The following is a 25,151-nucleotide window of genomic DNA, read 5'->3' as shown; positions in this document are numbered from 1 at the left end:
AACTCAGACATGTCGATCTTCCTGAACAAGGACAGCAAGGTCATCGTCCAGGGCATGACCGGCTCCGAGGGGATGAAGCACACCCAGCGGATGCTGCGCTCCGGCACCGCCGTCGTCGGCGGCGTGAACCCCAAGAAGGCGGGCACCGAGGTCGAGTTCGAGGGCGGGGTCAAGGTCCCCGTCTTCGGGTCGGTCAAGGAGGCCATGGACGCCACCGGCGCCAACGTGTCGGTGCTGTTCGTGCCGCCGGCCTTCGCCAAGGGCGCCGCAATCGAGGCCATCGACGCCGAGATCCCGCTCGCCGTCGTCATCACCGAGGGCATCCCGGTCAAGGACACCGCCGAGTTCTTCGCCTACTCCCAGGGCAAGAAGACCCGCATCGTCGGCCCCAACTGCCCCGGCCTGATCAGCCCCGGGCAGTCCAACGCCGGCATCATCCCGGCCAACATCGCCGAGGGCGGCCGCATCGGCCTGGTGTCCAAGTCGGGCACGCTGACCTACCAGATGATGTACGAGCTGCGTGACTTCGGCTTCTCCACCGCCATCGGCATCGGCGGGGACCCGATCATCGGCACCACGCACATCGACGCGCTCGAGGCCTTCGAGGCCGACCCCGAGACCGACGCGATCGTGATGATCGGCGAGATCGGCGGCGACGCGGAGGAGCGCGCGGCGGCGTACATCAAGGACAACGTCAGCAAGCCGGTCGTCGGCTACGTCGCCGGGTTCACCGCGCCCGAGGGCAAGACGATGGGTCACGCCGGCGCGATCGTGTCCGGCTCGTCCGGCACCGCCCAGGCCAAGAAGGAGGCCCTCGAGGCCGCCGGGGTCAAGGTCGGCAAGACGCCCACCGAGACCGCGGAGCTGATGCGCGAGATCATGCAGGCCAAGCAGGGCTGATCGGCTGAGGCTGGTCGAGCAGCGGCGAGGAACGAGCCGCGTATCGAGACCCGACCCCCAGACCCGCGCCCCCACCGCCCCTGGCGGCTGGGGGCGCGGGTTTCGTGTCTGCCGCGATTCTCCGCGGCGCGGCGTGGCGGCGCGATGGGCGCGTGGCGAGCGGCGACCATATGAGCACCATGACCCTGCTCGAGCGCACCCGCCAGATCGTCCCCGGGCCCTCGCTGGACCCGCAGCACCGCTGGCATCGGCTGCTCGTGGCCGCCGGATTCGGGGCGGTGGCGGCGTTCGCGCTGGCGCTGATCCTCGTGGTGCCGAGCGTCGCCGGGTGGGTCACCGACGCGCAGAGCACCGCCACCTGGTCCGACGCCCTGTCGTTCGCGCCGGCGCTGTGGGTGCTGGTGCACCGCGGCAGCGTGACCGCCCCCGGCGACGCGGTCGCGGTCACCGCGCCGCTGCTCGCGCTCACTGCCGGTGCCGTGCTGCTGGCGCGCTCCGCGGCCCGCGCCGCGCTGGTCAAGGTCGACACGGACGTACGTCCTGCGCCCCCGGCGACGACATCGTCCACCGCGTCCACCGCGTCCGACGCCGCCGACGCCGAGGAAGACGCGCGCGGCGGTGACGCCTGGTGGCACCTGCCCGCGGCGTTCGTCGGGGGTTACGCCCTGAGCGGGGTCCTGCTCGCGCTGCTCGCCTGGGTGGGGCCGACCCGCCCCAACCCGCTGTACGTCCTCCCCGGCTCGGTCGTCGTCGCCGCCCTCGGCATGGGCTGGGCGCTGCTGCGCTCCCGCGAGGACCCCGAGGCGGACGCCGCGCTCGAGGTCATCGACGGGCTCACCGAGCGGGTGCCGGTCGTCGTGCGGCGCGCCCTGAAGCCCGCGCTGGTCGGGGCGGGCGTGCTGCTCGTGCTGGGGGCGCTGCTCGCGCTGGTCGCCGTCGCCCTGTCGTGGTCGCGTGTCAGCCAGATCGGCGGGGAGCTGGGCGTGGGCGCGACCGCCGGGGTGCTGCTGACCCTCGGCCAGCTGCTCGCGCTGCCCAACGTCGCCGCCTGGTCGGCCGCCTGGCTCTCCGGCGCCTCGGTCACGGTCGGCCCGGTCAGCGTCGGCCACGCCGCGATCTCGCCGGGGCTGCTGCCGATGGTGCCCGTGTTCGGCGCGATCCCCGAGGCGGGCGCGGGCCCGGCGTGGGCGCCGTTCGTGCCGCTGGTGCCGGTCGCGGTCGGCGCGGTGGTCGGGCTGCTGACGCTGCGCCGGCTCACCTCGCTCGCGTCGCTGCAGGTCAAGGTGCGCACCGCCGCCGTCGCGGGCGCTCTCGCCGGCGGCATCGTCCTGGCGGTGGGCTATCTGGGGAGCATGGGCCTGTCCGAGGGCGCGATGTCGTACGTCGGGCCGCACCTGCTCGCGATCCCGCTGCTGCTGCTCGAGCTGGTCGTCGGCGCGGTGGCCGCGGCGACGGCGCTGCACTACTGGCGCACGCACCGCTGAGCGCCCCACACGCTCGGTCGGGCGGGGTCTCGATACGCCCGCTCGTCCCTCGCGGGCTACTCGACCGGCTTGGGCGGCCGGGTCTCGATACGCCCGCTCGTGCCTCGCGGGCTACTCGACCGGCTTGCTGGGTCAGCCGGCGAGGAAGGACAGCCGCACCTGGCGTACGGCGTTGTCCACGTTGAGGTCCACCAGGCAGATGCTCTGCCAGGTGCCGAGCGTGAGGCGGCCGTCGAGCACCGGCACGGTCGCGTAGGGCGGGATCAGCGCAGGCATCACGTGCGAGCGGCCGTGGCCGCGCGAGCCGTGCGCGTGCTGCCACCGGTCGTCGGCGGGGAGCAGGTCGCCCAGCGCCGCGAGCAGGTCGTCGTCGGACCCGGCGCCGGTCTCGATGATCGCGATGCCGGCGGTGGCGTGCGGCACGAACACGTGCAGCAGCCCGTCGCTCGCGTTGCCCCTGTCACCCGCCGCGTCGCGCGCGAACGCGGCGCACTCGTCGGTCAGATCGTGCACGACCTCGCGGTCGCCGGTGCGGACGGTGATCTCCTGCGACTTCATGCTCCGACCGTAGTCCGCGCTCAGCGGCGCGCAGCCACCCCGGCCCCCAGCGCGGCCAGCAGGCTGATCACCACGCCGACCACGACGGGGGTGCCGATGTCGGGGCGCACGGCGGGGTCGGCCAGGTCGAGCCCGAGCGCGGTGAGCAGCTGGCCGGCGACCGACCCTAGGCCGAACAGCAGCACGCCCAGCTCGTGCACCGCCCACGCGGTGATCGCGATGAACGCGATGCCGCACGGCGCCCCGAGCCAGGCCCACCACGGCGCGCCCTGCGGCCAGCCCCAGGCGCCCGGCCGGGTGATCGCCGAGCCGAGCGCGAGCCCGACGAGCACGACGCAGCCGAACAGGAAGTTCTGCCAGGTCGTCGCGAGCGGCTGCCCGACGGCGCGGTTGACCCGGGCGTTGACGGCCTGCTGCACGGCGATGCCGGCGCCGGCGACGAACGTCACGAGCACCGGCAGCCACGCCAGCGAGCCGACGCCGTGGCCGAGCGAGGACACGACGACGCCGGCGACGGCCAGCAGCGCGAAGCCGACCCGGGCCGGGGTCACCGGGTGCGGGCCGCTGGACCCCAGCCCCGCCCGGTCGACCCCGATCGCGGCCAGCGTCTGCCCGCCGAGCACCGCGACGCTGAAGATCGCGACCCCGATCACCGGGACCGCCCACGTCTGCGCGGCGACGAGCATGCCGCCGACGAGCCCGCCGAGGCACTGCCACCACTTCAGCCGGCCGTCGCGCACCGCCCGGGGCAGGTCGCGCACGGCCGAGCGCAGCCGCGGCACCAGCAGCACGGCGACGGTGAGGATCGCGAGCCCCGACCCGAACGACCACAGCGCGGCGATCACGGCGCGCGGGCTGTGCTGGCTGAGCGTGCCGTTGATCCGCGACTGGAGCGCGATGAGGGCGCCGCACACGAACGCCGCGAGCAGCGCGACCGCGCTCGTAGGCGCGTGCTGCGGCGTCGCGCTCGTCGCCTGCGTCATCAGTGGGCGAAGTGCCTGGTGCCGGTGAAGTACATGGTCACCCCGGCCGCCTGGGCGGCCTCGATCACCTCGGGGTCGCGCTTGGAGCCGCCGGGGGCGACGACCGCGCGCACGCCCGCGTCCAGCAGCACCTGCAGCCCGTCGGCGAACGGGAAGAACGCGTCGGAGGCCGCGACGGCGCCGCGCGCCCGCTCGGCACCGGCGCGGTCGACCGCGAGGTGGCAGGAGTCGACCCGGTTCACCTGCCCCATGCCGACCCCGACCGAGGCGCCGTCGCGGGCCAGCAGGATCGCGTTGGACTTCACCGCGCGGATCGCGCGCCAGGCGAACTGCAGGTCGGCGAGCGTCGCCTCGTCGGCCGGGTCGCCGGACACGAGCCGCCAGGCCGTCGCGTCGTCGCCGCCGACGATCTCGCCGGACTCGTCGCGCACCTGCGCGTCGACCCGGTCGCCCTCCTGCAGCAGCATCCCGCCGGAGATGGTGCGCAGCTCGCCGCCGGCCGCGCGCGGGGCGCAGCGGACCAGGCGGATGTTCTTCTTGGCCTGCAGCACCTCGAGCGCGTCGGCGTCGAAGTCAGGGGCCACGACGACCTCGGTGAAGATGTCCTTCACCGTCTCGGCCATCGCCCGGCTCACCGGGCGGTTGGTGGCGATCACGCCGCCGTACGCCGACACCGGGTCGCACTCGTGGGCCTTGCGGTGGGCGTCGGCCACGTCGTCGCCCACGGCGATGCCGCACGGGTTGGCGTGCTTGATGATCGCGACGGTCGGCCGGTCGCCGTGGTCGTAGGCGGCGCGGTGCGCGGCGTCGGCGTCGACGTAGTTGTTGAACGACATCTCCTTGCCGTGCAGCAGCTCGGCCTGGGCCAGGCCGGGTCCCTGCGGCAGGAAGCCGCTGGCGTAGAGCGCGGCCGACTGGTGCGGGTTTTCGCCGTAGCGCAGCGTGCGCACCTTGTCCCAGGTCGCCCCGACCCAGGCGGGGTACCCCTCGCCGTCACTGGTGTCGGTCAGCACGTTGCCCATCCAGGAGGCGACGTGCACGTCGTAGGTCGCGGTGTGCACGAACGCCTCGGCCGCCAGGCGCTGACGCTGGGCGAGCGTGAATCCGCCTGCGGCCAGGGCGGACTCGACGTCGGCGTACGCGCTCGGCGAGGTCACGACCGCGACCGTCGGGTGGTTCTTCGCGGCCGCGCGGACCATCGAGGGGCCGCCGATGTCGATCTGCTCGACGCACTCGTCGGGGGAGGCGCCGGAGGCGACGGTCTCGGTGAACGGGTAGAGGTTCACCACGACCAGGTCGAACGGCTCGACGCCGAGCTCGGCGATCTGCTGCAGGTGCTCGGGCTTGCGCGAGTCGGCGAGGAGACCGGCGTGGACCTTGGGGTGCAGGGTCTTGACCCGGCCCTCGAGGCACTCGGGGAAGCCGGTGAGCTCCTCGACCCGGGTGACGGGGATGCCGAGTCCCTCGATGCGAGAGGCGGATCCGCCGGTCGAGACGATGTCGACGCCCGCGGCGTGCAGCGCCTGGGCGAGCTCGTCGAGGCCGGTCTTGTCGTAGACGCTGACGAGGGCGCGGCGGATCGGCCGGCGGCCCTCGGACGTGGCCTGCGTGGACGTGGCCTGCGTGGACGTGGCCTGGTCGGACGTCGGCTGGTCGGACGGGGTGGTCATGACGCTCCTGCTCGGGTGCTGAGGCGGTGCGCGCACCCAGGCGGGCGATGCGCGTCGTTCACTCCCCGGTGGTGGTCCACCTACGCCAGTCGTGTGGCTCCAGCGTAGCGAGGCTCAGGACCCGATCCGTACGCGCCGGCCCTCCACCCGGAACCCCTCGCGCGCCATCGCGCCGACCTGCTCGACGAGCATCGCGCGCTCGACGACCTTGATGCGCTCGTGCAACGACGCCTCGTCGTCGTCAGGCTGGATCCGCACGGCCCGCTGGTCCAGGATCGGCCCGGAGTCCAGGCCGTCGTCGACCAGGTGCATGGTCGCGCCGGTCACGGTGACGCCGTGCGCCAGCGCGTCTCGCACGCCGTGCGCCCCGGGGAAGCTCGGCAGCAGCGCCGGGTGGGTGTTGACCGTCGGGGCGACCGCGAGGCCCCGCGGCCCGAGGATCTTCATGAACCCCGCGGTCACCACGAGCCGGGGCGCGTGCGCCGTCATCGCCTTCGCCAGCGCCGCGTCCCAGGCCGCGCGGTCGGGGAAGTCGCGCAGGCGTACGACGAAGGTCGGCACCCCCGCCCGCTCGGCCCTGGCCAGTCCCTCGATGCCGTCGCGGTCTGCCCCGACCGCTGCCACGCGTACGCCGTAGGCCGGGTCCGCGCACGCGTCCAGCAGCGCCTGCAGCAAGGTCCCGGAGCCGGACACGAGGACGACGATCGGGACCTGGGGCACAGCCCGAGGCTAGCGGCGCGCTGGGGGCGCGGTGGCGGAGGCCGTGTCGGGAGGGGCTGAGAGGATGGGCGGGTGACCAGCCCCACGCAGCAGCCGCCTGCCGCGACCCACTCCCGCCGCGCCACCGGCTACCTGTTCCTCGGGCTGCTCGCCTCGCTGATGCCGATGCCGTTCAACCTCGTCGCGCTGGTGCCGCTCGGGGCCGCGATCTACGAGTCGGTGCGCCTGATGCGCGAGCTGCACTCCGACCGCGCCCCGCGCGGGCTGCGGATCTGGGCGGGCGTCGGGCTCGCCCTCACCATGGCGCTGCTCATCTCGATCGTGGTGCCCTACCTGCTCTACGCCACCACCCGCGACTACAACGACTGCCTCGCCGGCGCCAACACCCAGGTCGCCGAGCAGGCCTGCGAGCAGCGCTACGGCTGAGCCGCACCGAGCCCGCGCACCGAGCCCGCGCACCGAGCGCGCTGACCGGCGTGGCACTGATGTGCGCCGGCGGCCGAACTCCCCGTGGAGCGGCTTTACTCTGGGGCGTGTGGTGCGCCACCGCCGGATCACGGGAATCGTGGGTGGCGCACGAGGCGCCCCAGAGTAAAGCCGCCGCGCAGCGCATCTCCGACCAGCCGCCTCGCCGCCCACGCCGTCCACAGCCCGTGACCAGCGCGGCAGCCGGGTCCACAGGCCGGTCGCGCAGCGTCGACACCTGTCCTGCCCGGCGGCAGCGTGGCGTCATGACGTGGTGCGCTCCGCTGCCGGAGGACTTCCCCGGCCGAGAGCCGGAGCCTGCCGAGGAGGTCGACGAGGACCTGCTGCTCGACCCGGACTCCGACGACCCGATGGCCGGCACCAGGCACCCGGAGCCGTCACCGGAGACGCGCGCGTTCGAGGAGGCCCGCCGGCAGGACCGCGTCGAGCTGCTCAACCGGCCGCCGTCAGTGCCGAACCATCTGCGTCCTCTGGGGCCGATCGTCTACAAGGGCGGGCTCAACCGCCACCCGTTGAGCGATCCTGGCCGCAGGGCGGACGCCATCGCGACGACCAGGTCGCAGCTGACGGTCTTGGACCAGATCGGCCTGGCGCTGCGGATGGATCGTGACGCGGCAGGGGAGAGCCAGCGTGCCTACGCCGAGCGTCGGGGTGTCAGCCGCGACATGATCCGGCGCGCGGAGGGCGGCGGCACCGGGCGGCAGAGCCTCGACACGGTGCGCAACCTCCTGGCGGGCACGGGGTTCGAGCTGGCGGTCATCCGTTCCGGCTCCCCGGCGAGCCGCCCCAGCGACGAGATCGACCCCGAGCGGCTGGTCGCCAAAGACCTCGCCGGGCGGGCGCTCCCGGCCCACCTCCCGATCGAGCTGGCACCGAACCCGGGGATGGTCTGGCTGTTCCGCAACGGCGGATGGTGGACGAAGAAGGTGGCTCCGGCGTGGACGTACCGGCGCGACCGAGAGCCGTGAGCGCGAGCCGCGAGCGTCTCGGCTCAGATCAGCCACTTCGCGTAGCACCGGCAGGTCGGCTCGTCGCGGTAGTAGCCGTAGCCGACGATCTGCTGGTAGCCGCTGGCCTCGTACAGCGCGATGGCCTCGGGCTGGGCGGTGCCGGTCTCCAGGATCACCCGGGTGAAGCCGCGGGCGCGGGCGTAGGCCTCCAGCGCGGTGAGCAGGTGCCGCGCGAAGCCGCGGCGACGGCGGCTGGCGCGGACGTACATCCGCTTGATCTCGGCGTCGGCGCCGTGGGTGCGGATGCCCGCGCACCCGATGGGCCCCGCGCCGTCCTCCATCACGAGGAACGTGCCGGACGGGTCGGCGAAGTGGTCGGGGTCGACCGGTGTCGCGTCCTGCCCGCCGTAGCGCGCCTGCATGTCCTGGTCGAGCTCAGCAACCAGCTCCTGGGCCACGGGGTCCAGGTACGGCACGGGCCGCACCGTCCAGGGCGGGGAGCTCATCCGGGAAGGGTAACGCCGCGCTCCGGAGCGTCCGAAACCTGCGTGGCAGGATATGGCTCCGTGACGGCGACGGTTCTCGACGGCAAGGCGACCCTCCAGGCGATCAAGGACGAGCTGCGCACCCGCATCGAGGCGCTCGCCGCCCGGGGCGTGGTGCCCGGGCTCGGCACGGTGCTCGTCGGCGACGACCCCGGCAGCAGGTGGTACGTCGCGGCCAAGCACCGCGACTGCGCCTCCGTCGGCATCACCTCCATCCGGCGCGACCTGCCCGCCACCGCCACCCAGGCCGAGGTCGAGGCGGTCATCGACGAGCTCAACGCCGACCCCGCCTGCACCGGTTTCCTCGTGCAGCAGCCGACCGGGCTCGACGAGTTCGCGCTGCTCTCGCGCGTCGACCCGGCCAAGGACGTCGACGGCCTGCACCCGTTCAACCTCGGCAAGCTCGTGCTGGGGGAGGAGGGGCCGCTGCCGTGCACGCCCATCGGCGCGATCGAGCTGCTGCGCCGCTACGACGTGCCGCTCGACGGGGCGGAGGTCGTCGTGGTCGGCCGCGGCCTGACCGTCGGCCGCCCGCTCGGCCTGCTGCTCACCCGGCGCTCCGAGAACGCCACGACCACGCTGTGCCACACCGGCACCCGCGACCTGGCCGCGCACACCCGGGCCGCCGACATCGTGGTGGTGGCCGCCGGCGGACCCGGCCTGATCACGCCCGACATGGTCAAGCCCGGCGCGGCCGTGCTCGACGTCGGGGTCTCCCGCGTCGACGGCAAGCCGGTCGGCGACGTCGCGCCCGAGGTGGCCGAGGTCGCCGGGTTCGTCTCGCCCAACCCCGGCGGGGTCGGCCCGATGACCCGCGCGATGCTGCTGACCAACGTGGTGCTCGCCGCCGAGAAGCTCGCGGGCTGAGCCCCCCGTGTCCGCCCGCTCGGCCCGCCCCGGTCCGTTGTGGATCGCCGCTGCGGCCGGGACCCTGGTGTGCCTGGCGGTGATGGTCCTCGGCGACGTGCGCACGGGCGGGTACGCCCTCGGCGCCCTGCTCCTGGTGTGCGGCCTGGTCCGGGTCGGGCTGCCCGACGACACCTCGCTCGGCCTCGCCGTGCGCAGCCGGTTCGTCGACCTCGCGATCTACCTGAGCCTCGCGATCTCGATCCTGGTCATCTTCCGCACCCTCAAGCTCCCCTGAGCAACGACACGGCCGGGCAGCCACGAGGGCTGCCCGGCCGGATCGTCCAGCGTCAGGCTCAGATCAGCCCGAGCCCCCTGACCGTGTCGCGCTCCTCGGTCAGCTCCTGCACCGACGCGTCGATCTTGCCGCGCGAGAAGTCGTCGATCTCCAGGCCCTGGACGATCTCGTAGTCGCCGTCCTTGGTGGTCACCGGGAACGAGGAGATCAGGCCCTCGGCGACGCCGTACGACCCGTCGCTCGGCACCGCCATCGAGGTCCAGTCGCCCTGCGCCGTGCCGGCGAACCAGTCGCGCGCGTGGTCGATGGTGGCCGCCGCGGCCGAGGCCGCCGACGACGCGCCGCGGGCGTCGATGATCGCCGCGCCGCGCTTGGCGACGGTCGGGATGTAGGTGTCCTCGATCCAGGCCTGGTCGCCCACGGCCTCGGCCGCGACCTGACCCTTGACCTTGGCGTGGAACAGGTCGGGGTACTGCGTCGCCGAGTGGTTGCCCCAGATCGTCATGTTGCTGATCTCGGTCACGCTCGCACCGGTCTTCGCGGCCAGCTGGGCGATCGCGCGGTTGTGGTCCAGGCGGGTGAGCGCGCTGAACCGCTCGTTCGGGATGTCGGGCGCGTTGTTCATCGCGATGAGCGCGTTGGTGTTGGCCGGGTTGCCGGTGACGACGACGCGCACGTCGTCGGCCGCCACGTCGTTCAGCGCCTTGCCCTGCGGGGCGAAGATGCCGCCGTTGTCCTTCAGCATGTCGCCGCGCTCCATGCCCGGGCCGCGCGGCTTCGCGCCGACCAGCAGGGCGAGGTTGACCCCGTCGAAGACCTTGTTGGGGTCGTCGCCGGTCTCGACGCCAGCGAGCAGCGGGAACGCCGAGTCGTCGAGCTCCATGACGACGCCCTCGAGCGCCTTGAGCGCCGGAGTGACCTCGAGCAGCCGCAGCTCCACGGGGCGGTCCGGGCCGAAGATCGCACCGCTCGCGATGCGGAACAGCAGGCTGTAGCTGACGTTGCCGGCGGCGCCGGTGACGGCCACCTTGACGGGCGTGGTGCTCACGGGGTCTCCCCTTCGGGCGAGGCGGTTACGGATGCTTCGGACGCTACCTCACAGGTGGATCACGCTCTGGGCCAGGAGTGCCGCGAGCACGAACGACCCCGTCAGCGTCATCAGCGCGACGATCACCACGCGGGCGTCGAGGCTTACCTCGGCGGCTACCGTCTGGCCCACCACCCCCGGACCCCGCACCGAGCCCACCGACGAGGAGCCCGCATGACCGCCCTGCTCATCACCGACGTACGCCCGTGGGGCCGGAGCGCGACCGACGTCGCCGTCCTCGACGGCCGGATCGTGGCCGCGCTGCCCGAGGGGGTCGAGCCGCAGGTGGTGCCGGGACGCGGCCGGCTGCTGCTGCCGTCGTTCTCCGACGTGCACGTGCACCTGGACTCCACCCGCATCGGGCTGCCGTTCCGCGAGCACACCGGCTCGCCGGGCATCTGGCCGATGGTGATGAACGACCGCGCCAACTGGCGCTCGGCAGAGCTGCCGGTCGCCGAGCGGGCAGAGCTGACCCTCGGCCGGATGATCGCCCGCGGCGCGACGCGGGTTCGCTCCTACGCCCAGATCGACGTCGACGCCGGGCTCGAGCGGTTCGACGCGGTGCGCCGGGCCAAAGAGACCCACGCGGGCCGCTGCGACGTCGCGGTCATCGCCTTCCCGCAGGCGGGGCTGCTGCGCGAGGAGGGGACGGTTCCGCTGCTCGAGGAGGCGCTGCGCCAGGGCGCCGACGTGATGGGCGGCATCGACCCGTGCACGCTCGACCGCGACCCCAAGGGCCACCTCGACGTGGTCTTCAAGCTGGCCGAGCGATACCAGGTCCCGATCGACATTCACCTGCACGAGCCCGGGCACCTCGGGGTGTTCAGCACCGACCTGGTGATCGAGCGGGTGCGCGCGCTCGGCATGCAGGGGCAGGTCACGATGTCCCACGCGTACGACCTCGGCTCGGTCGACGAGGCCACCACCCGGCGGCTGGTCGAGACGTTCGCCGAGCTCGACATCGCGATGGCCACCGTCGCCCCGGCCAGGCAGCAGGGACTGCCGCTGACGGCGCTCGCCGAGGCGGGCGTACGCGTGGGGCTGGGGGAGGACGGGCAGCGCGACTACTGGTCGCCCTACGGCAACGCGGACATGCTCGACCGCACCTGGCAGCTGGCGTTCACCCACGGCTTCCGGGCCGACGAGCTCATCGAGCACTGCGTCGCGATCGCGACCGTGGGCGGCGCGGCGGTGCTCGACGCGACCGCGCCGCGGCTTGGCGGCGTCGCCGACCGGCCCGGTCTCGAGGTGGGCCACCCGGCCGAGCTGCTGCTGGTCGACGGCGAGACCGTGACCTCGGCGGTGATGGACCGCGGCACCGACCGCACGGTGATCCACGCCGGACGCGTGGTGGCCGACGGGCTGGCCCTGGTCCCAGGTGCTGGACAGGGCTTGCCCGACTGGCGGACCTCTCAATAACGTCTCGTTATCCCATCCAGAGCGGCTGAGAGACCTGGCTCGTCGACGCCGCAGCAACCGCCTCGCCCGAGGAAGGTGCTAACGCCAGGACCGATGGCCGAGAGGACGCTCCGCGATGTCACAACCCCTCACCGTGCTGCCCCGACGAGACGCCCCGATCGACCTGCGCCCGGCCTTCCGGCAGGCGGCCAGCAGCGCCTGGGTCATCACCAGCTCGCACGCTGGTCAGCCGGTCGGCTTCACCGCGATCTCCGTGGTGTCGGTGTCGGTGGACCCGCCGCTGGTGTCGTTCAACCTCAACCTCACCAGCTCGAGCCGGTCGACGATCGAGCAGTCCGGCCGGGTGGCCCTGCACCTGCTCGCCGACGGGCAGGCTGACCTCGCCCGCCGCTTCTCCGCCGACCGCAGCCAGCGGTTCGCCTACGACGGCACCTGGCGCTGGCACGCCGACGAGCTGCCCGCGCTCACCGACCCGGTGCTGCGCCTGTCGGCCGCCGTGGTCGGCGTGCTGGAGGCCGGCGACAGCCTCGTCGTGACGGCGGAGGTCACCGACCTCGAGCGCGCCGAGGGCGTGCGTCCGCTGGTGCACCACGACGCGGTCTACCGCGCGCTCGACTGAGTCGCGCGCAGCGCACCGGACCTCGAGAACCCAAACCCCACAAGGAGTTTCACGCATGTCTGTCGACCCTCTGAAGTTCGCCTACTGGGTGCCCAACGTGTCCGGTGGTCTCGTCGTGAGCACGCTGCCGCAGCGCACGAACCACTCACCGGCGTACAACATCGACACGGCGCGCGTGGCCGAGCAGAACGGCTTCGAGTACGCCCTGACGCAGGTGCGCTACCTCGCGTCCTACGGCGCCGACGCCCAGCACGAGTCGACCTCGTTCTCGCAGCTGCTGCTCGCCAACACCGAGAAGCTGAAGGTCATCGCGGCCGTCCACCCGGGCTTCTGGCAGCCGGCGGTGCTCGCCAAGCTCGCGGCGACCGCGCAGGAGTGGAGCAACGACCGGTTCGCGCTCAACGTCGTGTCGGGCTGGTTCAAGCAGGAGTTCACCAACCTCGGTGAGCCGTGGCTGGACCACGAGGAGCGCTACCGCCGCTCCGAGGAGTTCATCGAGGTGCTCAAGGGCGCCTGGAGCACCGACGACTTCACCTTCCGCGGCGACTTCTACCGCACCCGCGACCTCACCTTCCGCCCCCAGCCGAGCACGCCGCCGGAGGTCTTCCAGGGCGGCAACTCCACCAGCGCCCGCAAGATGGCCGGCCGCCTGTCGGACTGGTACTTCATGAACGGCAACACCGTCGAGGACGTGCGCGACCAGGTCGAGGAGGTCTCCGGCTACGGCCAGGAGCACGACCGCCGGCCGGGCTTCGGGCTCAACGGGTTCGCCGTCGTGCGCGACACCGAGGACGAGGCCCGCCAGGTGGTGCAGGACATCATCGACAACGCCGACGAGGACAAGGTCAAGGCGTTCGGCGAGGCCGTGAAGCAGGCCGGCAAGGCCAGCTCGGACGGCAAGGGCATGTGGGCCGGCTCCGACTTCAAGGACCTGGTGCAGTACAACGACGGCTTCAAGACCGGCCTCGTCGGCACGCCCGAGCAGGTCGCCCGCCGCATCGTCGAGTACAAGAAGGTCGGCGTCGACCTGCTGCTCGTCGGCTTCCTGCACGTGCAGGAGGAGGTCGAGCGCTTCGGCAAGGAGGTCATCCCGCTGGTGCGCGAGCTCGAGGGCGAGGCCGACGCCGAGCGCGGCGCCGCCTGACCAGGCTGGATCAGACCTGGCCCGACTCCCACATCCGGGCGGCGATCTCCACCCGGTTCCGCACGCCCAGCTTGGTCTGGATGCTGCCGAGGTGGGTCTTGACCGTGCCGAGCGAGATGAACAGCTCGGCCGCCACCTCGGAGTTGGTACGTCCGCGCGCCACCAGGCGCGCGACGTCCAGCTCCCGCTCGGACAGGTCGGCGACGCCGGGCACGGCGGGCGCGGACGAGCCGGCGGCGCGGGTGCGCTGCAGCAGACGCACGGTCAGCTCGGGGCTGATGAGCGCGTCCCCGCTGGCCGCCGCGCGGATCGCCGAGACCAGCAGGTCGGGTCCGGAGTCCTTCAGCAGGAAGCCGACCGCGCCGTCGGCCAGGGCGGTGTCGACGTAGTCGTCGTGGTCGAACGTCGTGACGATGACGACCCGGGTCTGGCCGGCGACCTGCCGGTTGACCGCGAGGCCGTCCAGCTTGGGCATGCGGATGTCGAGCAGCGCCACGTCGGGCCGCTCGCGCCGGATCGCCTCCAGCGCCTCGACCCCGTCGCGGCACTGCGCGACGACCTCGATGTCGTCGGCCCGCTCGAGGATCATCGCGAACCCCATGCGCACCATCTCCTGGTCGTCGGCGAGCACCACGCGGATCACGACGCACCGTCCTTCGGGTCGGCCAGGGGCAGGTCTGCCTCCAGGATCCACCGGTCCTGCTCGAGGCGGGTGTCGAGGCGGCCCCCGAGGCGTTCGAGTCGCTCGCGCGCCCCGACCAGGCCGTAACCGCTGCCGGGTCCGATGCCGCGAGTTCCGCTGCCGTCGTTGACGATCCGCAGACCGACACCGCCGGGGCGCTGCGTCACCGACACCTCCACGACGGTGGCCTCACCCGCGTGCCGGCGCACGTTGGTCAGCCCCTCCGACACGACGCGCTGCAGCGCGGCGTCGTGCGCGGCGGGCAGGTCGAGGTCGTCGATCCGGGCGTCCACCCGGGCCCGGCCCGACGTCGCGAACTCCGCCACCAGGTCGCGCAGGCCGGCAGCTCCGCCGCCGGTCGGGCGCAGCTCGGCCTCCTCGTCGGCGCGCAGCGTCTGCACCATCGCGCGGATCTGGGCCAGCGCGTCGTGCCCCGACCGCTCGATGCGGCGCAGCACGTCGGCCGTGGTCGGGTCGGGCGTCGCGGCCGCCGCGGCCTGCGCGAGCACGACGATGCCGGTGACCTCGTGCGCGACGAGGTCGTGCAGCTCGCGGGCCATGCCGGCGCGCTCCTCGGCGACGGCCTGCCGCCGCGCGGTCACCGCCTGCTCCCGACCCGAGCGCACCTGCAGCCCGACACCCACCGCGGTCGCCATCGCCGTGGCCAGGAACAGCGCGAGCAGCACCCCCGTGTCGGGCATCGTCAGCGGCGTCAGCACCGCCGTCGCGACCAGCGCGCACAGCGCCACCAGCTCGGCGTTGCCGCGCAGCCGCGACGCGAGCGCACCGGCGAGGGCGACGACCGCCCAGCCCAGCGTGATGGGCCACAGCTCGCGGCTCGTCGCGGTCGCGCTGAGCAGCACCAGCGCGGCCACGCCCGCCCAGCCGTACGCCGGTGCCGGCTCCCGCCTGCCCCGCGCCACCTGCAAGGCGCACCACGCGAGAACCGTTGCGGCAGCGACGGATCCGGCCAGCAGCAGCGGCGGCGGGTCGCTCACGGCCTCCAGCAGCGCCGCGGGCAGCAGCGGCCCGAGGATCAGCAGGGCGAGCCAGGGCATCGGGGCGCTCCTCGTGAACGGGGTTGCTCGCGCAGCCTACGCGCGGGGGAGGCGCACGTCGTCGGCCTCGACCTCGACGAGCACGCCGCGCTCGGTGGCCGCAGGGGTGCCGACCATGCTCCACGAGGTGCCCTCGGGCAGCGCCGTGCGCAGCCGGTCGACGCCGGTGCCCCGCACGGTCACGGTGCGCCCGTCGACCGAGGCCCGATAGGTCACCGTCCGGCCGTCGACGGTCGCGCGGTCGGTGTAGGCGTCGTTGCGGGTCAGCTGCGGCTTGCCCTGCTGGCCGTCGGCGTACGGCAGCGTCACGAACATCCGGCTGCGGCCGACCTTGCCCTCGTCGGGGCGCAGCTCCTGCACGAGCAGCTGGCGCCGCGCGTCGCGACCCGGCGCCAGCTCGACGTACGCCGTCGACACCTCCCCGTTCAGGCTCGACACGACGTACGGCCGGCCGCGGACGTTCATCGAGCTCACCCGCTCCTCGGGATAGAGCGAGGTGACCGCGGTGCGGACGTCGTCCTCGAGGGTGCGCTTGGCGAGCTGCTCGGAGGCGAGGCCGCCGCCGACGAGGAGGAGGGGCAGGACGAGCGGGACGATGACCCGGGAGGTGCGCATGGGAGTTCTCCGATCTCTGTGCAGGGTGGGGTGAGGGGCGAATCAGGTTGGGGCGGAACGGTTCTCAGGACTGCGCGGCCGAGCGGAGCAGGCCGCGGCTGGCCCGGATCGCCAGGTGCACGCCAGCCGCGCCGAGCGCGACGGTGAGTACCAGCAGCAGGGCTCCGGTGCCGCTGACCGACCCGCCGGAGAGGGTGATCGGTGCCGCGGCGAACAGCCCGGCGAAGACCGCGAGCGAGGCGCACACGACCATCGGCGAGGTGCTCTCGAGCACCCGCGCGCGGTCCAGCGTCGGCAGCGGGACGCCTGCCTGCCAGAGCCGGCGGTAGTTCTCCCGGCGGTCGAGCACGGCGGCCGCCGCGACGATCCCGGTCGAGGCCGCGGCGACGAGGAACGACACCAGCAGCACCACCACGCTCGCGGCGCGGAAGTCGCGGGCGAACTGGTCGGCGCGGTTCTCCACGTCGCCGCCGCTCGCGGTGGGCGCGCCGGGGAAGGCTCGGGCGACGGCCGCGCGGGCGCGGTTCTCCTCGGCGGGGTCGGCGGGCAGCGGCACCACGACGGTGCTCCACGCGCGCTCGCCCGCGTCGAGGAAGAGCAGCGCGCCGCTGTCGTCGCCGCGCACGGGGGTGGCCTCGACGTCGGCGTCGGCCAGGGCGGACCGGGCCTTCGCGAGCGCGCCGGGAGCCTGCTCGGCGGTCACGGCGATCTCCAGCTCGCGCTCCTGACCCCACACGACCCCGCCGCCACCGACGGAGAACAGCGCGAGGAAGCCCGCGACGAAGCTGGCCATGACCAGCCCGGACACGCTGCGCCACCCGGCGCGGGGGTCGTCCAGCAGCCGGCGGCCGGCGATGAGCCGGGCGCTGTCGGCGCGGCGCTGCGCCCGGCGTACGACCATCCGGCCGAGCAGCGTCACCACGACCGGACCGACGATCGCGAGCACGCCGAACACCGCGGCGAACGCGATCAGCACGCCGACCGACGAGGTGTCGCCGTTGCGGGTGAGCTGGTGGAAGGCCAGGGCCGCGGCGCCGGCGGCGAGCACGCGCCACAGCAGCGGCATCGACTGGGCGTGCTGCTGGGCGACGCTGAGCGGGTCGCGCAGGATCCGCCGCACCGGCACCAGCGCGCTGGCGATGCCGAGGGCCGCGACGAGCGCGGTCACCGCGAGCAGCCCGAGCACGCCGACCCACAGCTGCCCGGGGGTGAACGCGGAGCCCCCGACCGGGATGCGGCTGACGAGCGGCAGGAGCAGGGCGTACGCCGTCGCCCCCGCGAGCGCGCCCGTCACCGCGATCGCCCCGGCCTCGACGACCGCGACGCCCGCGACGGTGCGCCCGGAGGCGCCGGCGAGGCGCAGCCGCGCGAGGCGGTCGGTGCGACGGGAGGCGCCGAGCCGGGCCGCGGCGCCGGTCAGCGTGAGCACCGGGATGACCAGCAGGATCGAGGCCACCAGCGCGAGCTGGACGTAGCCGCGTTCGTCGCTCTCGGCCGCGGCCGGGCTGCCGGTGAAGTCGTGGATCTCGGTCGGGCCGGCGAAGTCGCCGGGGGTGTTGGCCGAGCTCCAGGCCGGGCCCTGCAGCGCCGCGTCACCGGGGCGGGCGCCCACGACCGCGACCAGCTGGTCGGGGCCGATCAGCCCGTCGGTGCCGAGCTCGGCGGTGACCGGACCCACCGGTCGCTGGTCGGCCGGGCGTGACGCCAGCAGGTCGCGCAGCGCGGGGGAGACGGCGACCTCGCCGGGCTTCGGGAAGGCGTCCATGCCGGGCGGCGCGGGCAGCGCGCGGTCCCCGCCGCGCTCACCCGGCAGCGCGGCCAGGTGCACGAGCGTGAGCGGCTTGCCGTCGACGTACGTCGTGCTCGTGGTCTGCACCGCGACGGCGTCGTCGGTGGCGGCGGGCCGCAGCCAGGCGGTCCGTCCGTCCCGGTCGGCCAGACCGGTGACGGCGCCGAGGGTGAGCAGCATGACGGTGACCGCGACGGCGGTCGCGAGCACGGCCAGGCCGTGGGTGCGCAGGTCGCGCGCACCGCCGCCGCGCAGCATGCGGCGGGCCAGGAGGGCACTGGTGCTCATCGCAGGACCCCCTCGCTGGCGCTGACGATGCGGCCGTCGCGCAGGTGCAGCACGAGGTCGCAGCGCTGGGCGATCTCCGGGTCGTGGGTCACCAGCACGAGCGAGGCGCCGAGCGAGCGCTGCGCCTGCAGCAGCAGGGTCATGACCTCCTCGCCGGTGCGCCGGTCGAGCGCGCCGGTCGGCTCGTCGGCGAGCAGCAGCTGCGGGCGGGTGACCATCGCGCGGGCGATGGCGACGCGCTGCTGCTGGCCGCCGGACAGCTCACCCGGCCGGCGCGCGTCGAGACCGCCGAGGCCGAGCGGCGCGAACAGCTCGGACGCTCGGCCCAGCGCATCGGCGTAGGCCACCCCGTCGACGATCAGCGGCAGCGCCGCGTTCTCGACGGCGGTGAGCTCACCGAGCAGCTGCCCGGACTGGAACACCAGGCCGAACCGGCTGCGCCGCAGCGCCGCCCGATCCTCGATGCCCAGCCGGGCGAGGTCGGACTGGTCGCCGGCGAGCACGATGCTGCCCTGCTGCGGCGCGAGGATGCCGGCCATCAGGTGCAGCAGGGTGGTCTTGCCCGAGCCGGACGGCCCCATGAGCGCCACGGCCCGCCCCTGCGGGATATCGCAGCTGACGCCGTGCAGCACGGTCGTCTCTCCGTACGCGTGCCCCACCCCGCGCACCGACAGCAGCGGGGCGCCCGCGGTGGCGCCCGTGGTGGTCGAGTAGGCCGGAGCGCCGCCCATGGTGGTCGAGTAGGCCGGAGCGCCAGCGGAGGCCGTATCGAGACCCTGCCGGGCCTGCCAGATCGAGTTCAACGAGTTCATGGCCACGACGTTAGGAATCGCGGGGGTGCCGCCACATCGGCCGCGAGACCGGTTGTGCGGCGGCGGTATCGGCCGTTCGGCCGAGACGGAGGAATGGCTCGGCGGCGGCTTTACTCTGGGGCACGTGGTGCGCCACCGCAGGATCACGGGGTTCGCGGGTGGCGCACGAGCCGCCCCAGAGTAAAGCCGCGGGGCGAGAGGGTTTCGGGGGGCTGAGCAGGGTCTCGATACGGCCGCTCGTCCCTCGCGGCCTACTCGACCGGCTTGTAGCGGCTCGTCCCTCGCGGCCTACTCGCCCACCCTGGGCGTGGGCGTCACGTGGCGCGGGCGACGAAGTCCGCGAGGTCCTTGCTCTGCTGGAGGCGGCTGGGCTCGTGGACGTACATCATGTGGCCGGCCTCGTAGAACCGGTGCTCGATGTTGTCCAGCAGCTCGGGCGGGAGGCTGGTGCGGGCGAGGGCGTCCTGGCCGGCGGCGTACGGGGTGGCGCCGTCGTAGTAGCCGTACGCGACGTGCACGCGCAGGTGCGGGTTCTGCCGCATCGCCCGCTCCAGCTTGTCGACCACGTAGATCGGCTTGCCCTCGAAATCCTTGTAGCTCCAAGGGTGCACGTCGCCGAACACGCGGTAGGGCGCGTCCGAGTCGAGCCCGAGCTCGGCGCGGGCGTAGTGGTTCCAGGCGGTGGCGTACGGCCCGACGATCGCGTCCATCGACGGGTCGGCATCCATCGACTCGGCGATCGCCGACGCGGCCGCCCCGGTGAACCGCGAGTCCAGCCGGCCGACCGTGCGCCGCTCGTCGCGCAGCAGCTCGCCGTAGTAGCGCCAGTGCTCGATGCGCAGGTCGGCCCGGTCGACGTAGTCCTCGCTCAGACCGGCCAGCCGCGCCACCGTCGCGACCGCCTCGGCCCGCTCGGTCGCCGACGCGCGGCTGCCGAGCGCCAGCACCCGCGGGTACTCGCCCGCCGCGTACGTCTCGGCCTCGGTCAGCACCGAGCGCAGCGACCGGCGCCCGTGCTTGCCGTGGAAGTGCGCCGTCGCGGCGTAGTGCGGCAGGTAGAGCGCGTGCGCCCGGTCGTTGCGCGGGATCTCGAAGTCGAGGGTCCCGAAGTCCAGGACCGAGGAGATGAGCATCAGCCCGTTGAGGTACATCCCCTCCCGGCTCTGCAGCCGCTCGGCCAGCGCCACGGCCCGCGTCGTGCCGTAGGACTCACCCGCGAGGAACTTCGGCGACCCCCACCGCGCGTTGCGGGTGGTCCACAGCCGGATCACCTCGGCCATCGACTCCACGTCCTTGGCGTAGCCGTGGAAGTCCTTGGCCTTCTCGCCCTCCGCGGCGCGCGACCAGCCGGTCGAGACCGGGTCGATGAGCACCAGGTCGCTCACCGCGAGGAGCGACTCGGGGTTGTCCGCGAGGGCGTACGGCGGGCGCGCCAACCCGCCCGCGTCACCGGCGACGACGCGGCGCGGCCCGAGCAGCCCCAGGTGCAGCCACACGCTCGAGGACCCCGGCCCGCCGTTGAACGCGAACGTCACCGGCCGGGTCGTCGTGTCCGCGTCGGCCCCCTCGTCGAGCGTGTACGCCGTCAGCCCGACCTCGGCCTTGGCCCGCCGGCCCTGGTAGACGTCGTCCTTGAACACGTCCTCGCGCAGCACCAGCCGACCGGCAGCCGCCTTGTAGCGCAACGTCTTTCGGCCGACCTTCAGCGTGTGCGCCGTCGTGACCAGCTCGTCCTTCGGCTCGGCCGGCCGTGTGGTCTCGCTCGCATCGGCGGCGGGGGTCGTGGTGCTCGCGTCGTCGTCCACCCCGGCAGCCTAGGGTGGCGGCGTGAGTGTCACGACCGTTCCGGACGACCAACGATTCGTGCCCGTGCTGCTGGGGGCCGACGCCTCGACCTACAGCCTCGCGCGCAGCTTCCACGAGGAGTACGCCGCGATCTCGGTCGCCGTCTCCCGGCTCGGCGCCGGCCCGGTCGCCAACAGCCGCATCATCGAGGTCTCCCGGCTGGCCGACTTCGACGACGACGACGCCCTGGTCGCCCACCTGCAGGGCCTGGAGGAGCGGTTCGGCGACCGACCGCTGCTGCTGCTCACCAGCACCGACTACCTCGTGCGCCGCATCGTCACGCTGCGCGACCGGCTCGAGCCGCGCCTGACGATCCCCTACCCCGACCTCGCGCTGATCGACCGGCTCACCGACAAGGCCCAGTTCGCCGAGCTGTGCAGCGAGCTCGGCATCGCCCACCCCGAGACGGTGGTCTACGACGTCGCCCGCCACGAGCAGCTCAAGGACGACCCGCAGCTGCGCGACCAGCTGGCCCGGCTGAGCTTCCCGATCATCGCCAAGACCGGCAACTCGGCGACGTACGAGCGCTACGACTTTCCCGGCAAGCAGAAGGTGCACACGGCGGGCTCCCGCGAGGAGCTGATGGACCTGATGCAGCGCGTCCACGACAGCGGCTACCCCGGCACCTTCATCCTGCAGGACATGATCCCCGGCCTGGACGACGGCATGCGGATCCTCACCTGCTACTGCGACCGCGCCGGCAAGGTGCGCATGGGCGCCTTCGGCCACGTGCTGCTCGAGGAGCACCTGCCGGAGACCCTCGGCGTCCCCGCCGCCATCATCACCGGTCAGGACCGCGCGGTCCTCGACGAGGCCGTGCGCCTGCTGGAGCACGTCGGCTGGCGCGGCTATGCCAACTTCGACCTGAAGTACGACCCTCGCGACGGGCGTACCAAGTTCTTCGAGCTCAACCCGCGGCTCGGCCGCTCCAACTTCTACGTCAACGCCGGCGGCGTGAACACCGCGCGCTACTACGTCGAGCAGTACGTCGACGGCAGCGACCTCTCCGACGAGCCGCCGCTCGTGGAGTCGGCGAAGGAGGAGCTCTACACCTCGCTGCCGGTGCCGCTGGTCATGCGCTACCTGCCCGGCGACCTGCGCAAGAAGGTGCTCTCGCTCGTCGCGCGCGGCAAGGTCACCAACCCGATGATGTACGCCCGCGACCCCCACCCCAAGCGCTGGGCCTACGTCGGGGCGTACGGCGCGAACCAGGTGCGCAAGTACTTCCGGGTCTACCCGCCGCCCAAGCGCGAGAAGGCCTGAATCGCCATGAGCGACAACGACATCCGCGTCACTGCCGAGCAGGGTTGGTCCGCCCCGGTCGTCGGCATCTTGGGCGGTCTCGGGCCGCTGGCGGGCGCGACGTTCCTGCGGGTGCTGACGCTGCTCACCCCGGCCGAGTCCGACCAGGAGCAGCTGGACGCGGTGCTGCTCAGCCACTCGACCACGCCCGACCGCACCGCCCGGCTCACCGACCCGGCTGCGCCCGATCCCGCCCCGGTCCTGCTCGCCGACGCGCTGCGGCTGCAGGGCATCGGCGCCGAGCTGATCGCGGTTCCCTGCAACTCCGCGCACCCGTTCCTACGCGCCGTCGCGGGCCAGGTTGCGGTGCCGATGATCGACATCGTCGAGACCACCGCGACCGTCGCGGTCGAGCAGGCCGCGGCCCGTGCCGAGGGCCGCACCCCGCGCGTCGGGATCCTCGCGACGACCGGCACCCGCGCCGCCGGCATCTACGCCGACGCGGTGCGCGCGCTCGGCGGCGAGCCGGTCGACACCAGCGACGACGAGCAGCGCGAGGTCATGCGGATCATCTACGACCAGGTCAAGGCGGGCCTGCCGACCGACCTCGGCGCGCTGCTCGCGCTGGTCGACGCGATGGTCGCCAAGGGCAGCGACGTCGTCGTGCTGGGCTGCACCGAGCTGTCGGTGGCGTACGACGAGCACAACCTGGCACGTGATCCTCGTCTCGTCGACTCGGTCGACTCGCTGGCGCGCGAGACGCTGCGCCGCGCCGGGCGCACGCCCAAGAACCCCGTCGTTCCGGGGGAGTAGCCCGCCCGCGGGCGCTCGTTCCGGCCCCGGCAGGCCGGGCCGGAAGGGCGTCGCAGAGGCCCCGGTAGGACCTCCTACCCCCGGGCCGCGAAGACCCCCTCCTGAGGGTGACGTGACGACCCGGTAACCTTCGCTAACGTAACCAACGTGCTTGAAGAACGTCACTCGCAGTTGACAACGACTGTCACGGTCGAGAACAGTGTTCTCCCGTGGCAGGGGGCAAGATTCAACGACCTGAGCTCGGCCGCACCCACGGAAGCCGCCGAATGCGCTCGTGGCTGCGGGCGGGACTCGTCGTCCCCGAGATCGTCGCGATCGTGCCGGCCCACAACGAGCAGGACTGCGTCGCGCAGACCATCACGTCCTTGCTGACGCAGACGGTCCCGCCCACCACGATCGTCCTCGTCGCCGACAACTGCACCGACCGCACCGTCGAGATCGCCCGGGAGTTCCCGGTCGTGGTCATGGAGACGGTCGACAACCCTCACCGCAAGTCGGGGGCCCTCAACCAGGCCTGGGCGCTGCACGGGCGCGACGCCGACGTGGTCTTCACGATGGACGCCGACACGGTGCTGCAGCCGGACTCGATCGAGCAGCTGGTCGCCTCCATGCTGTCCGACCGCAGCTCGGCCGCGGTGTGCGCGCGCTACTGGGCGCGCGACGCCCAGGGTCTGGCCCAGCGGCTGCAGCGGCTGGAGTACGCCCGCTACGACGACAACCGCGAGCTGCGCGGCTGGCGCATCCAGGTGGCCTCCGGCGCGGCGGCGATGTATCGCGGCGAGGTGCTGCGCCGGCTCCCGCGGGTGCGCGCCGGGCGCGGCCCGTGGGACGAGTTCAGCCTGATCGAGGACTACGGCCTCACGCTGGACCTGAAGTCGCAGGGCTATCGGGTGCGCGCCTCCAGCGGCGCGCACGTCATCACCGACACGCCGAAGACGTTCGGCGAGCTGTGGACCCAGCGGCTGCGCTGGGGCCGCGGCGGTGTCGACGAGTGCCGCAAGCGCGGCTGGGTCTGGGGCACGCGGCGCGACATCGCGGCGTACGGCCTGTTCGGCTTCGGGCTGCTGCTGCGGCTGCTGTTCATCGTCTACGTCGCGCTCGTCCTCGCCCTCGGGATGAGCATGACGCTCTCGCTCATCGGCATGGTGCCGCTCGCGATCATGTGGTTCGACCGCGTGACCTCCGCCTGGCGGGTGCCGGGCCGCGACTGGCGCGACATGGCGATCGTCCTCCCGATGCTCATCGAGGACTTCTACGGACTCTTCCTCGAGGTCTGCACCGCGGTCGCCGTGGTGCGCAGCCTGCGGGGCAGCGACCAGAACTGGTAATCCCACCGACGGAAAGAAGAAGGTCATGTACGACAACGGCAACGGGCCGCTGGTCAACACGGGTTACATCTCGCTGGCCGGCGTGGGCACCGTCGTCGGCGCCATGCACACCGTGCTCCTGGCGATCACGATCATGTTCACCCTGTTCGTGCTCTACCGACTCGTGCTGCGGGGCGCGCGGTCGACCCGACGCGGATGAAGCGCCGCACGTTCCTCGGCGCGGCTGCGGCCGCGCCCGTCGCGGTGCTCGCGGGCCAGCGCCCGGCCGCGGCGGCCCCGGCCTGGGCCACCGCCACCCGGGCCGGCTCGGCCGGTCTGGTCGCGCTGACCTTCGACGACGGCCCCTCCGCCGAGCTCACGCCGACGGTGCTGTCGACGCTGCGCAGCTACCGCGCGAAGGCGACGTTCTTCCTGCAGGGCGAGCACGCCGCGGCCCGGCCCGACCTGGTGCGCGCGATCGCCGCCGACGGCCACGTCATCGGCAACCACTCCTGGAGCCACCCGCAGTTCGCGACGCTCACCGCCGAGCAGGCGCGCACCGAGATCGTGCGCACCAACGACGTCATCGAGCAGATCACCGGCACCCGCCCGGTGCTGTTCCGCTACCCGTTCGGCGAGGAGACGGCCGACGGCAACGCGGTCATCCGCGAGCAGGGCATGTGGGGCGGGGTGCTGTGGCACTGGACCAACCCGCTGCCGGGCGACTTCGAGTGCCCGGGTGCGGCGGGCGTACAGAAGTACGTCGTCGGCAACGCGGTCGACCAGGCGCTGATCCTGCTGCACGACGGCAACGACGTCGTGCGGTGCGGCACGGGCCAGCTGTCCTACCTCGGCCGGACCATCACCGAGCTGCGGCGGCGGGGCTTCGCGCTGGGCGTGGTCGACATCGCCTGGGGGCCCAGCACGGTCAACCAGCAGTCGTGGGTGCAGGTTGTTCCGGCTTGAGGCTGTTTCTGGGGGAATCCGCGAC

General features: G+C 73.2%; 27 protein-coding genes and 2 riboswitches. Of the genes, 14 read left to right on the top strand and 13 right to left on the bottom strand.

Annotated features, from left to right (window positions below; translation table 11 throughout):
* Positions 1 to 9: 9 nt before the first annotated feature.
* Together sucD and FB554_RS11340 are read left to right on the top strand one after the other, a co-directional pair.
* Positions 10 to 900 (top strand): succinate--CoA ligase subunit alpha, encoded by an 891-nt coding sequence (sucD, locus tag FB554_RS11345; protein WP_142006164.1) that lies wholly within the window; start codon positions 10 to 12, stop codon positions 898 to 900.
* A 170-nt stretch (positions 901 to 1,070) separates the two neighbouring features.
* Positions 1,071 to 2,384, top strand: a complete 1,314-nt coding sequence (locus FB554_RS11340; RefSeq protein WP_142006162.1) for a cell division protein PerM — start codon at positions 1,071 to 1,073, stop codon at positions 2,382 to 2,384.
* A gap of 132 nt (positions 2,385 to 2,516) precedes the next feature.
* On the opposite strand, the gene FB554_RS11335 is transcribed toward FB554_RS11340, so the two are convergent.
* From FB554_RS11335 to purN, 4 genes are all read right to left on the bottom strand, one after another.
* Positions 2,517 to 2,942: a secondary thiamine-phosphate synthase enzyme YjbQ gene (locus FB554_RS11335; protein WP_142006160.1), complete on the bottom strand. Its 426-nt coding sequence runs from the start codon at positions 2,940 to 2,942 to the stop codon at positions 2,517 to 2,519.
* A gap of 20 nt (positions 2,943 to 2,962) precedes the next feature.
* Entirely contained in the window at positions 2,963 to 3,925 is a 963-nt protein-coding gene (locus tag FB554_RS11330) for a DMT family transporter (protein WP_142006158.1), read from the bottom strand.
* On the bottom strand, positions 3,925 to 5,595 hold the full coding sequence (gene purH / locus FB554_RS11325) for a bifunctional phosphoribosylaminoimidazolecarboxamide formyltransferase/IMP cyclohydrolase (RefSeq protein WP_142006156.1): 1,671 nt from the start codon (positions 5,593 to 5,595) through the stop codon (positions 3,925 to 3,927). Before purH ends, FB554_RS11330 begins: the two co-directional genes overlap by 1 nt.
* 27 nt (positions 5,596 to 5,622) lie before the next feature.
* Positions 5,623 to 5,691: riboswitch (ZMP/ZTP riboswitch) on the bottom strand.
* Positions 5,692 to 5,709: 18 nt separating this feature from the next.
* Positions 5,710 to 6,315: a phosphoribosylglycinamide formyltransferase gene (purN, locus tag FB554_RS11320; RefSeq protein ID WP_142006154.1), complete on the bottom strand. Its 606-nt coding sequence runs from the start codon at positions 6,313 to 6,315 to the stop codon at positions 5,710 to 5,712.
* 72 nt (positions 6,316 to 6,387) lie between these two features.
* On the opposite strand from purN, the gene FB554_RS11315 reads away from it, so the two are divergent.
* Both FB554_RS11315 and FB554_RS11310 read left to right on the top strand, forming a co-directional pair.
* On the top strand, positions 6,388 to 6,741 hold the full coding sequence (locus tag FB554_RS11315) for a hypothetical protein (RefSeq protein ID WP_142006152.1): 354 nt from the start codon (positions 6,388 to 6,390) through the stop codon (positions 6,739 to 6,741).
* Positions 6,742 to 7,046: 305 nt separating this feature from the next.
* Positions 7,047 to 7,769: a helix-turn-helix domain-containing protein gene (locus FB554_RS11310; protein ID WP_142006150.1), complete on the top strand. Its 723-nt coding sequence runs from the start codon at positions 7,047 to 7,049 to the stop codon at positions 7,767 to 7,769.
* Between the two features lie 23 nt (positions 7,770 to 7,792).
* Here FB554_RS11310 and FB554_RS11305 read toward each other — a convergent pair whose 3' ends face one another.
* Positions 7,793 to 8,257, bottom strand: a complete 465-nt coding sequence (locus FB554_RS11305; protein WP_142006148.1) for a GNAT family N-acetyltransferase — start codon at positions 8,255 to 8,257, stop codon at positions 7,793 to 7,795.
* 60 nt (positions 8,258 to 8,317) lie between these two features.
* Here FB554_RS11305 and FB554_RS11300 point away from each other — a divergent pair, with 60 nt between their 5' ends.
* Together FB554_RS11300 and FB554_RS11295 are read left to right on the top strand one after the other, a co-directional pair.
* Positions 8,318 to 9,163, top strand: a complete 846-nt coding sequence (locus FB554_RS11300; protein ID WP_142006146.1) for a bifunctional methylenetetrahydrofolate dehydrogenase/methenyltetrahydrofolate cyclohydrolase — start codon at positions 8,318 to 8,320, stop codon at positions 9,161 to 9,163.
* A 7-nt stretch (positions 9,164 to 9,170) separates the two neighbouring features.
* On the top strand, positions 9,171 to 9,440 hold the full coding sequence (locus FB554_RS11295) for a DUF3017 domain-containing protein (RefSeq protein ID WP_142006144.1): 270 nt from the start codon (positions 9,171 to 9,173) through the stop codon (positions 9,438 to 9,440).
* A gap of 58 nt (positions 9,441 to 9,498) precedes the next feature.
* On the opposite strand, the gene FB554_RS11290 is transcribed toward FB554_RS11295, so the two are convergent.
* Positions 9,499 to 10,488 carry a malate dehydrogenase gene (locus tag FB554_RS11290; protein ID WP_142006142.1) on the bottom strand — a complete coding sequence of 330 codons (990 nt, stop codon included), beginning with the start codon at positions 10,486 to 10,488 and terminating at the stop codon, positions 9,499 to 9,501.
* Between the two features lie 48 nt (positions 10,489 to 10,536).
* Positions 10,537 to 10,659: a hypothetical protein gene (locus tag FB554_RS17810; protein ID WP_268885490.1), complete on the bottom strand. Its 123-nt coding sequence runs from the start codon at positions 10,657 to 10,659 to the stop codon at positions 10,537 to 10,539.
* A 42-nt stretch (positions 10,660 to 10,701) separates the two neighbouring features.
* Here FB554_RS17810 and FB554_RS11285 point away from each other — a divergent pair, with 42 nt between their 5' ends.
* From FB554_RS11285 to sfnG, 3 genes are all read left to right on the top strand, one after another.
* Positions 10,702 to 11,946, top strand: a complete 1,245-nt coding sequence (locus FB554_RS11285; protein WP_211344582.1) for an amidohydrolase family protein — start codon at positions 10,702 to 10,704, stop codon at positions 11,944 to 11,946.
* 9 nt (positions 11,947 to 11,955) lie between these two features.
* Positions 11,956 to 12,046: riboswitch (SAM riboswitch) on the top strand.
* A gap of 15 nt (positions 12,047 to 12,061) precedes the next feature.
* On the top strand, positions 12,062 to 12,565 hold the full coding sequence (locus FB554_RS11280) for a flavin reductase family protein (RefSeq protein ID WP_142006140.1): 504 nt from the start codon (positions 12,062 to 12,064) through the stop codon (positions 12,563 to 12,565).
* Positions 12,566 to 12,620: 55 nt separating this feature from the next.
* Positions 12,621 to 13,709, top strand: coding sequence for a dimethylsulfone monooxygenase SfnG (gene sfnG / locus FB554_RS11275; protein WP_142006138.1), 1,089 nt, complete (start codon positions 12,621 to 12,623; stop codon positions 13,707 to 13,709).
* 10 nt (positions 13,710 to 13,719) lie between these two features.
* Here the strand turns inward: sfnG and FB554_RS11270 are convergent, their stop codons facing one another.
* The 6 genes from FB554_RS11270 to FB554_RS11245 form a co-directional block, all read right to left on the bottom strand.
* Positions 13,720 to 14,352: a response regulator gene (locus FB554_RS11270; RefSeq protein ID WP_268885489.1), complete on the bottom strand. Its 633-nt coding sequence runs from the start codon at positions 14,350 to 14,352 to the stop codon at positions 13,720 to 13,722.
* Positions 14,349 to 15,449 carry a sensor histidine kinase gene (locus FB554_RS11265; RefSeq protein WP_142006136.1) on the bottom strand — a complete coding sequence of 367 codons (1,101 nt, stop codon included), beginning with the start codon at positions 15,447 to 15,449 and terminating at the stop codon, positions 14,349 to 14,351. The genes FB554_RS11270 and FB554_RS11265 overlap by 4 nt, the downstream gene beginning before the upstream one ends.
* 36 nt (positions 15,450 to 15,485) lie before the next feature.
* On the bottom strand, positions 15,486 to 16,064 hold the full coding sequence (locus tag FB554_RS11260) for a hypothetical protein (RefSeq protein WP_142006134.1): 579 nt from the start codon (positions 16,062 to 16,064) through the stop codon (positions 15,486 to 15,488).
* A 64-nt stretch (positions 16,065 to 16,128) separates the two neighbouring features.
* The gene (locus tag FB554_RS11255; protein WP_142006132.1) at positions 16,129 to 18,141 is read right to left on the bottom strand and encodes an ABC transporter permease family protein; all 2,013 of its coding nucleotides are present in this window, start codon (positions 18,139 to 18,141) and stop codon (positions 16,129 to 16,131) included.
* A complete protein-coding gene (locus tag FB554_RS11250; protein ID WP_236022377.1) occupies positions 18,138 to 18,953 on the bottom strand; it encodes an ABC transporter ATP-binding protein in 816 nt (271 codons plus the stop codon). The genes FB554_RS11255 and FB554_RS11250 overlap by 4 nt, the downstream gene beginning before the upstream one ends.
* Before the next feature lie 314 nt (positions 18,954 to 19,267).
* On the bottom strand, positions 19,268 to 20,758 hold the full coding sequence (locus FB554_RS11245; protein WP_142006130.1) for a S10 family peptidase: 1,491 nt from the start codon (positions 20,756 to 20,758) through the stop codon (positions 19,268 to 19,270).
* Between the two features lie 22 nt (positions 20,759 to 20,780).
* Here FB554_RS11245 and FB554_RS11240 point away from each other — a divergent pair, with 22 nt between their 5' ends.
* The 5 genes from FB554_RS11240 to FB554_RS11225 all read left to right on the top strand — a co-directional run bounded on the left by FB554_RS11240 (position 20,781) and on the right by FB554_RS11225 (position 25,126).
* Positions 20,781 to 22,061, top strand: coding sequence for a carboxylate--amine ligase (locus FB554_RS11240; protein WP_142006129.1), 1,281 nt, complete (start codon positions 20,781 to 20,783; stop codon positions 22,059 to 22,061).
* A 6-nt stretch (positions 22,062 to 22,067) separates the two neighbouring features.
* A complete protein-coding gene (locus FB554_RS11235; protein WP_142006127.1) occupies positions 22,068 to 22,853 on the top strand; it encodes an aspartate/glutamate racemase family protein in 786 nt (261 codons plus the stop codon).
* A 266-nt stretch (positions 22,854 to 23,119) separates the two neighbouring features.
* The gene (locus tag FB554_RS11230) at positions 23,120 to 24,181 is read left to right on the top strand and encodes a glycosyltransferase family 2 protein (RefSeq protein ID WP_142006125.1); all 1,062 of its coding nucleotides are present in this window, start codon (positions 23,120 to 23,122) and stop codon (positions 24,179 to 24,181) included.
* 25 nt (positions 24,182 to 24,206) lie between these two features.
* A complete protein-coding gene (locus FB554_RS17150; protein ID WP_170206857.1) occupies positions 24,207 to 24,380 on the top strand; it encodes a hypothetical protein in 174 nt (57 codons plus the stop codon).
* Positions 24,377 to 25,126, top strand: coding sequence for a polysaccharide deacetylase family protein (locus FB554_RS11225; RefSeq protein ID WP_142006123.1), 750 nt, complete (start codon positions 24,377 to 24,379; stop codon positions 25,124 to 25,126). Before FB554_RS17150 ends, FB554_RS11225 begins: the two co-directional genes overlap by 4 nt.
* Positions 25,127 to 25,151 lie beyond the last annotated feature (25 nt).

This window comes from Barrientosiimonas humi (assembly GCF_006716095.1).
Taxonomy (GTDB): domain Bacteria; phylum Actinomycetota; class Actinomycetes; order Actinomycetales; family Dermatophilaceae; genus Barrientosiimonas; species Barrientosiimonas humi.
This window is presented reverse-complemented; position numbering and strand designations above follow the sequence as displayed.

What these genes read in the sequence shown, in the direction of transcription:
- sucD (WP_142006164.1), top strand. Translation starts at nt 10, where the DNA reads ATGTCGATCTTCCTGAACAAGGACAGCAAGGTCATCGTCCAGGGCATG.
- FB554_RS11340 (WP_142006162.1), top strand. Translation starts at nt 1,071, where the DNA reads ATGAGCACCATGACCCTGCTCGAGCGCACCCGCCAGATCGTCCCCGGG.
- FB554_RS11335 (WP_142006160.1), bottom strand. Translation starts at nt 2,942, where the DNA reads ATGAAGTCGCAGGAGATCACCGTCCGCACCGGCGACCGCGAGGTCGTG.
- FB554_RS11330 (WP_142006158.1), bottom strand. Translation starts at nt 3,925, where the DNA reads ATGACGCAGGCGACGAGCGCGACGCCGCAGCACGCGCCTACGAGCGCG.
- purH (WP_142006156.1), bottom strand. Translation starts at nt 5,595, where the DNA reads ATGACCACCCCGTCCGACCAGCCGACGTCCGACCAGGCCACGTCCACG.
- FB554_RS11310 (WP_142006150.1), top strand. Translation starts at nt 7,047, where the DNA reads ATGACGTGGTGCGCTCCGCTGCCGGAGGACTTCCCCGGCCGAGAGCCG.
- FB554_RS11305 (WP_142006148.1), bottom strand. Translation starts at nt 8,257, where the DNA reads ATGAGCTCCCCGCCCTGGACGGTGCGGCCCGTGCCGTACCTGGACCCC.
- FB554_RS11285 (WP_211344582.1), top strand. Translation starts at nt 10,702, where the DNA reads ATGACCGCCCTGCTCATCACCGACGTACGCCCGTGGGGCCGGAGCGCG.
- FB554_RS11280 (WP_142006140.1), top strand. Translation starts at nt 12,062, where the DNA reads ATGTCACAACCCCTCACCGTGCTGCCCCGACGAGACGCCCCGATCGAC.
- sfnG (WP_142006138.1), top strand. Translation starts at nt 12,621, where the DNA reads ATGTCTGTCGACCCTCTGAAGTTCGCCTACTGGGTGCCCAACGTGTCC.
- FB554_RS11265 (WP_142006136.1), bottom strand. Translation starts at nt 15,449, where the DNA reads ATGCCCTGGCTCGCCCTGCTGATCCTCGGGCCGCTGCTGCCCGCGGCG.
- FB554_RS11260 (WP_142006134.1), bottom strand. Translation starts at nt 16,064, where the DNA reads ATGCGCACCTCCCGGGTCATCGTCCCGCTCGTCCTGCCCCTCCTCCTC.
- FB554_RS11255 (WP_142006132.1), bottom strand. Translation starts at nt 18,141, where the DNA reads ATGAGCACCAGTGCCCTCCTGGCCCGCCGCATGCTGCGCGGCGGCGGT.
- FB554_RS11250 (WP_236022377.1), bottom strand. Translation starts at nt 18,953, where the DNA reads ATGAACTCGTTGAACTCGATCTGGCAGGCCCGGCAGGGTCTCGATACG.
- FB554_RS11235 (WP_142006127.1), top strand. Translation starts at nt 22,068, where the DNA reads ATGAGCGACAACGACATCCGCGTCACTGCCGAGCAGGGTTGGTCCGCC.
- FB554_RS11230 (WP_142006125.1), top strand. Translation starts at nt 23,120, where the DNA reads ATGCGCTCGTGGCTGCGGGCGGGACTCGTCGTCCCCGAGATCGTCGCG.
- FB554_RS17150 (WP_170206857.1), top strand. Translation starts at nt 24,207, where the DNA reads ATGTACGACAACGGCAACGGGCCGCTGGTCAACACGGGTTACATCTCG.
- FB554_RS11225 (WP_142006123.1), top strand. Translation starts at nt 24,377, where the DNA reads ATGAAGCGCCGCACGTTCCTCGGCGCGGCTGCGGCCGCGCCCGTCGCG.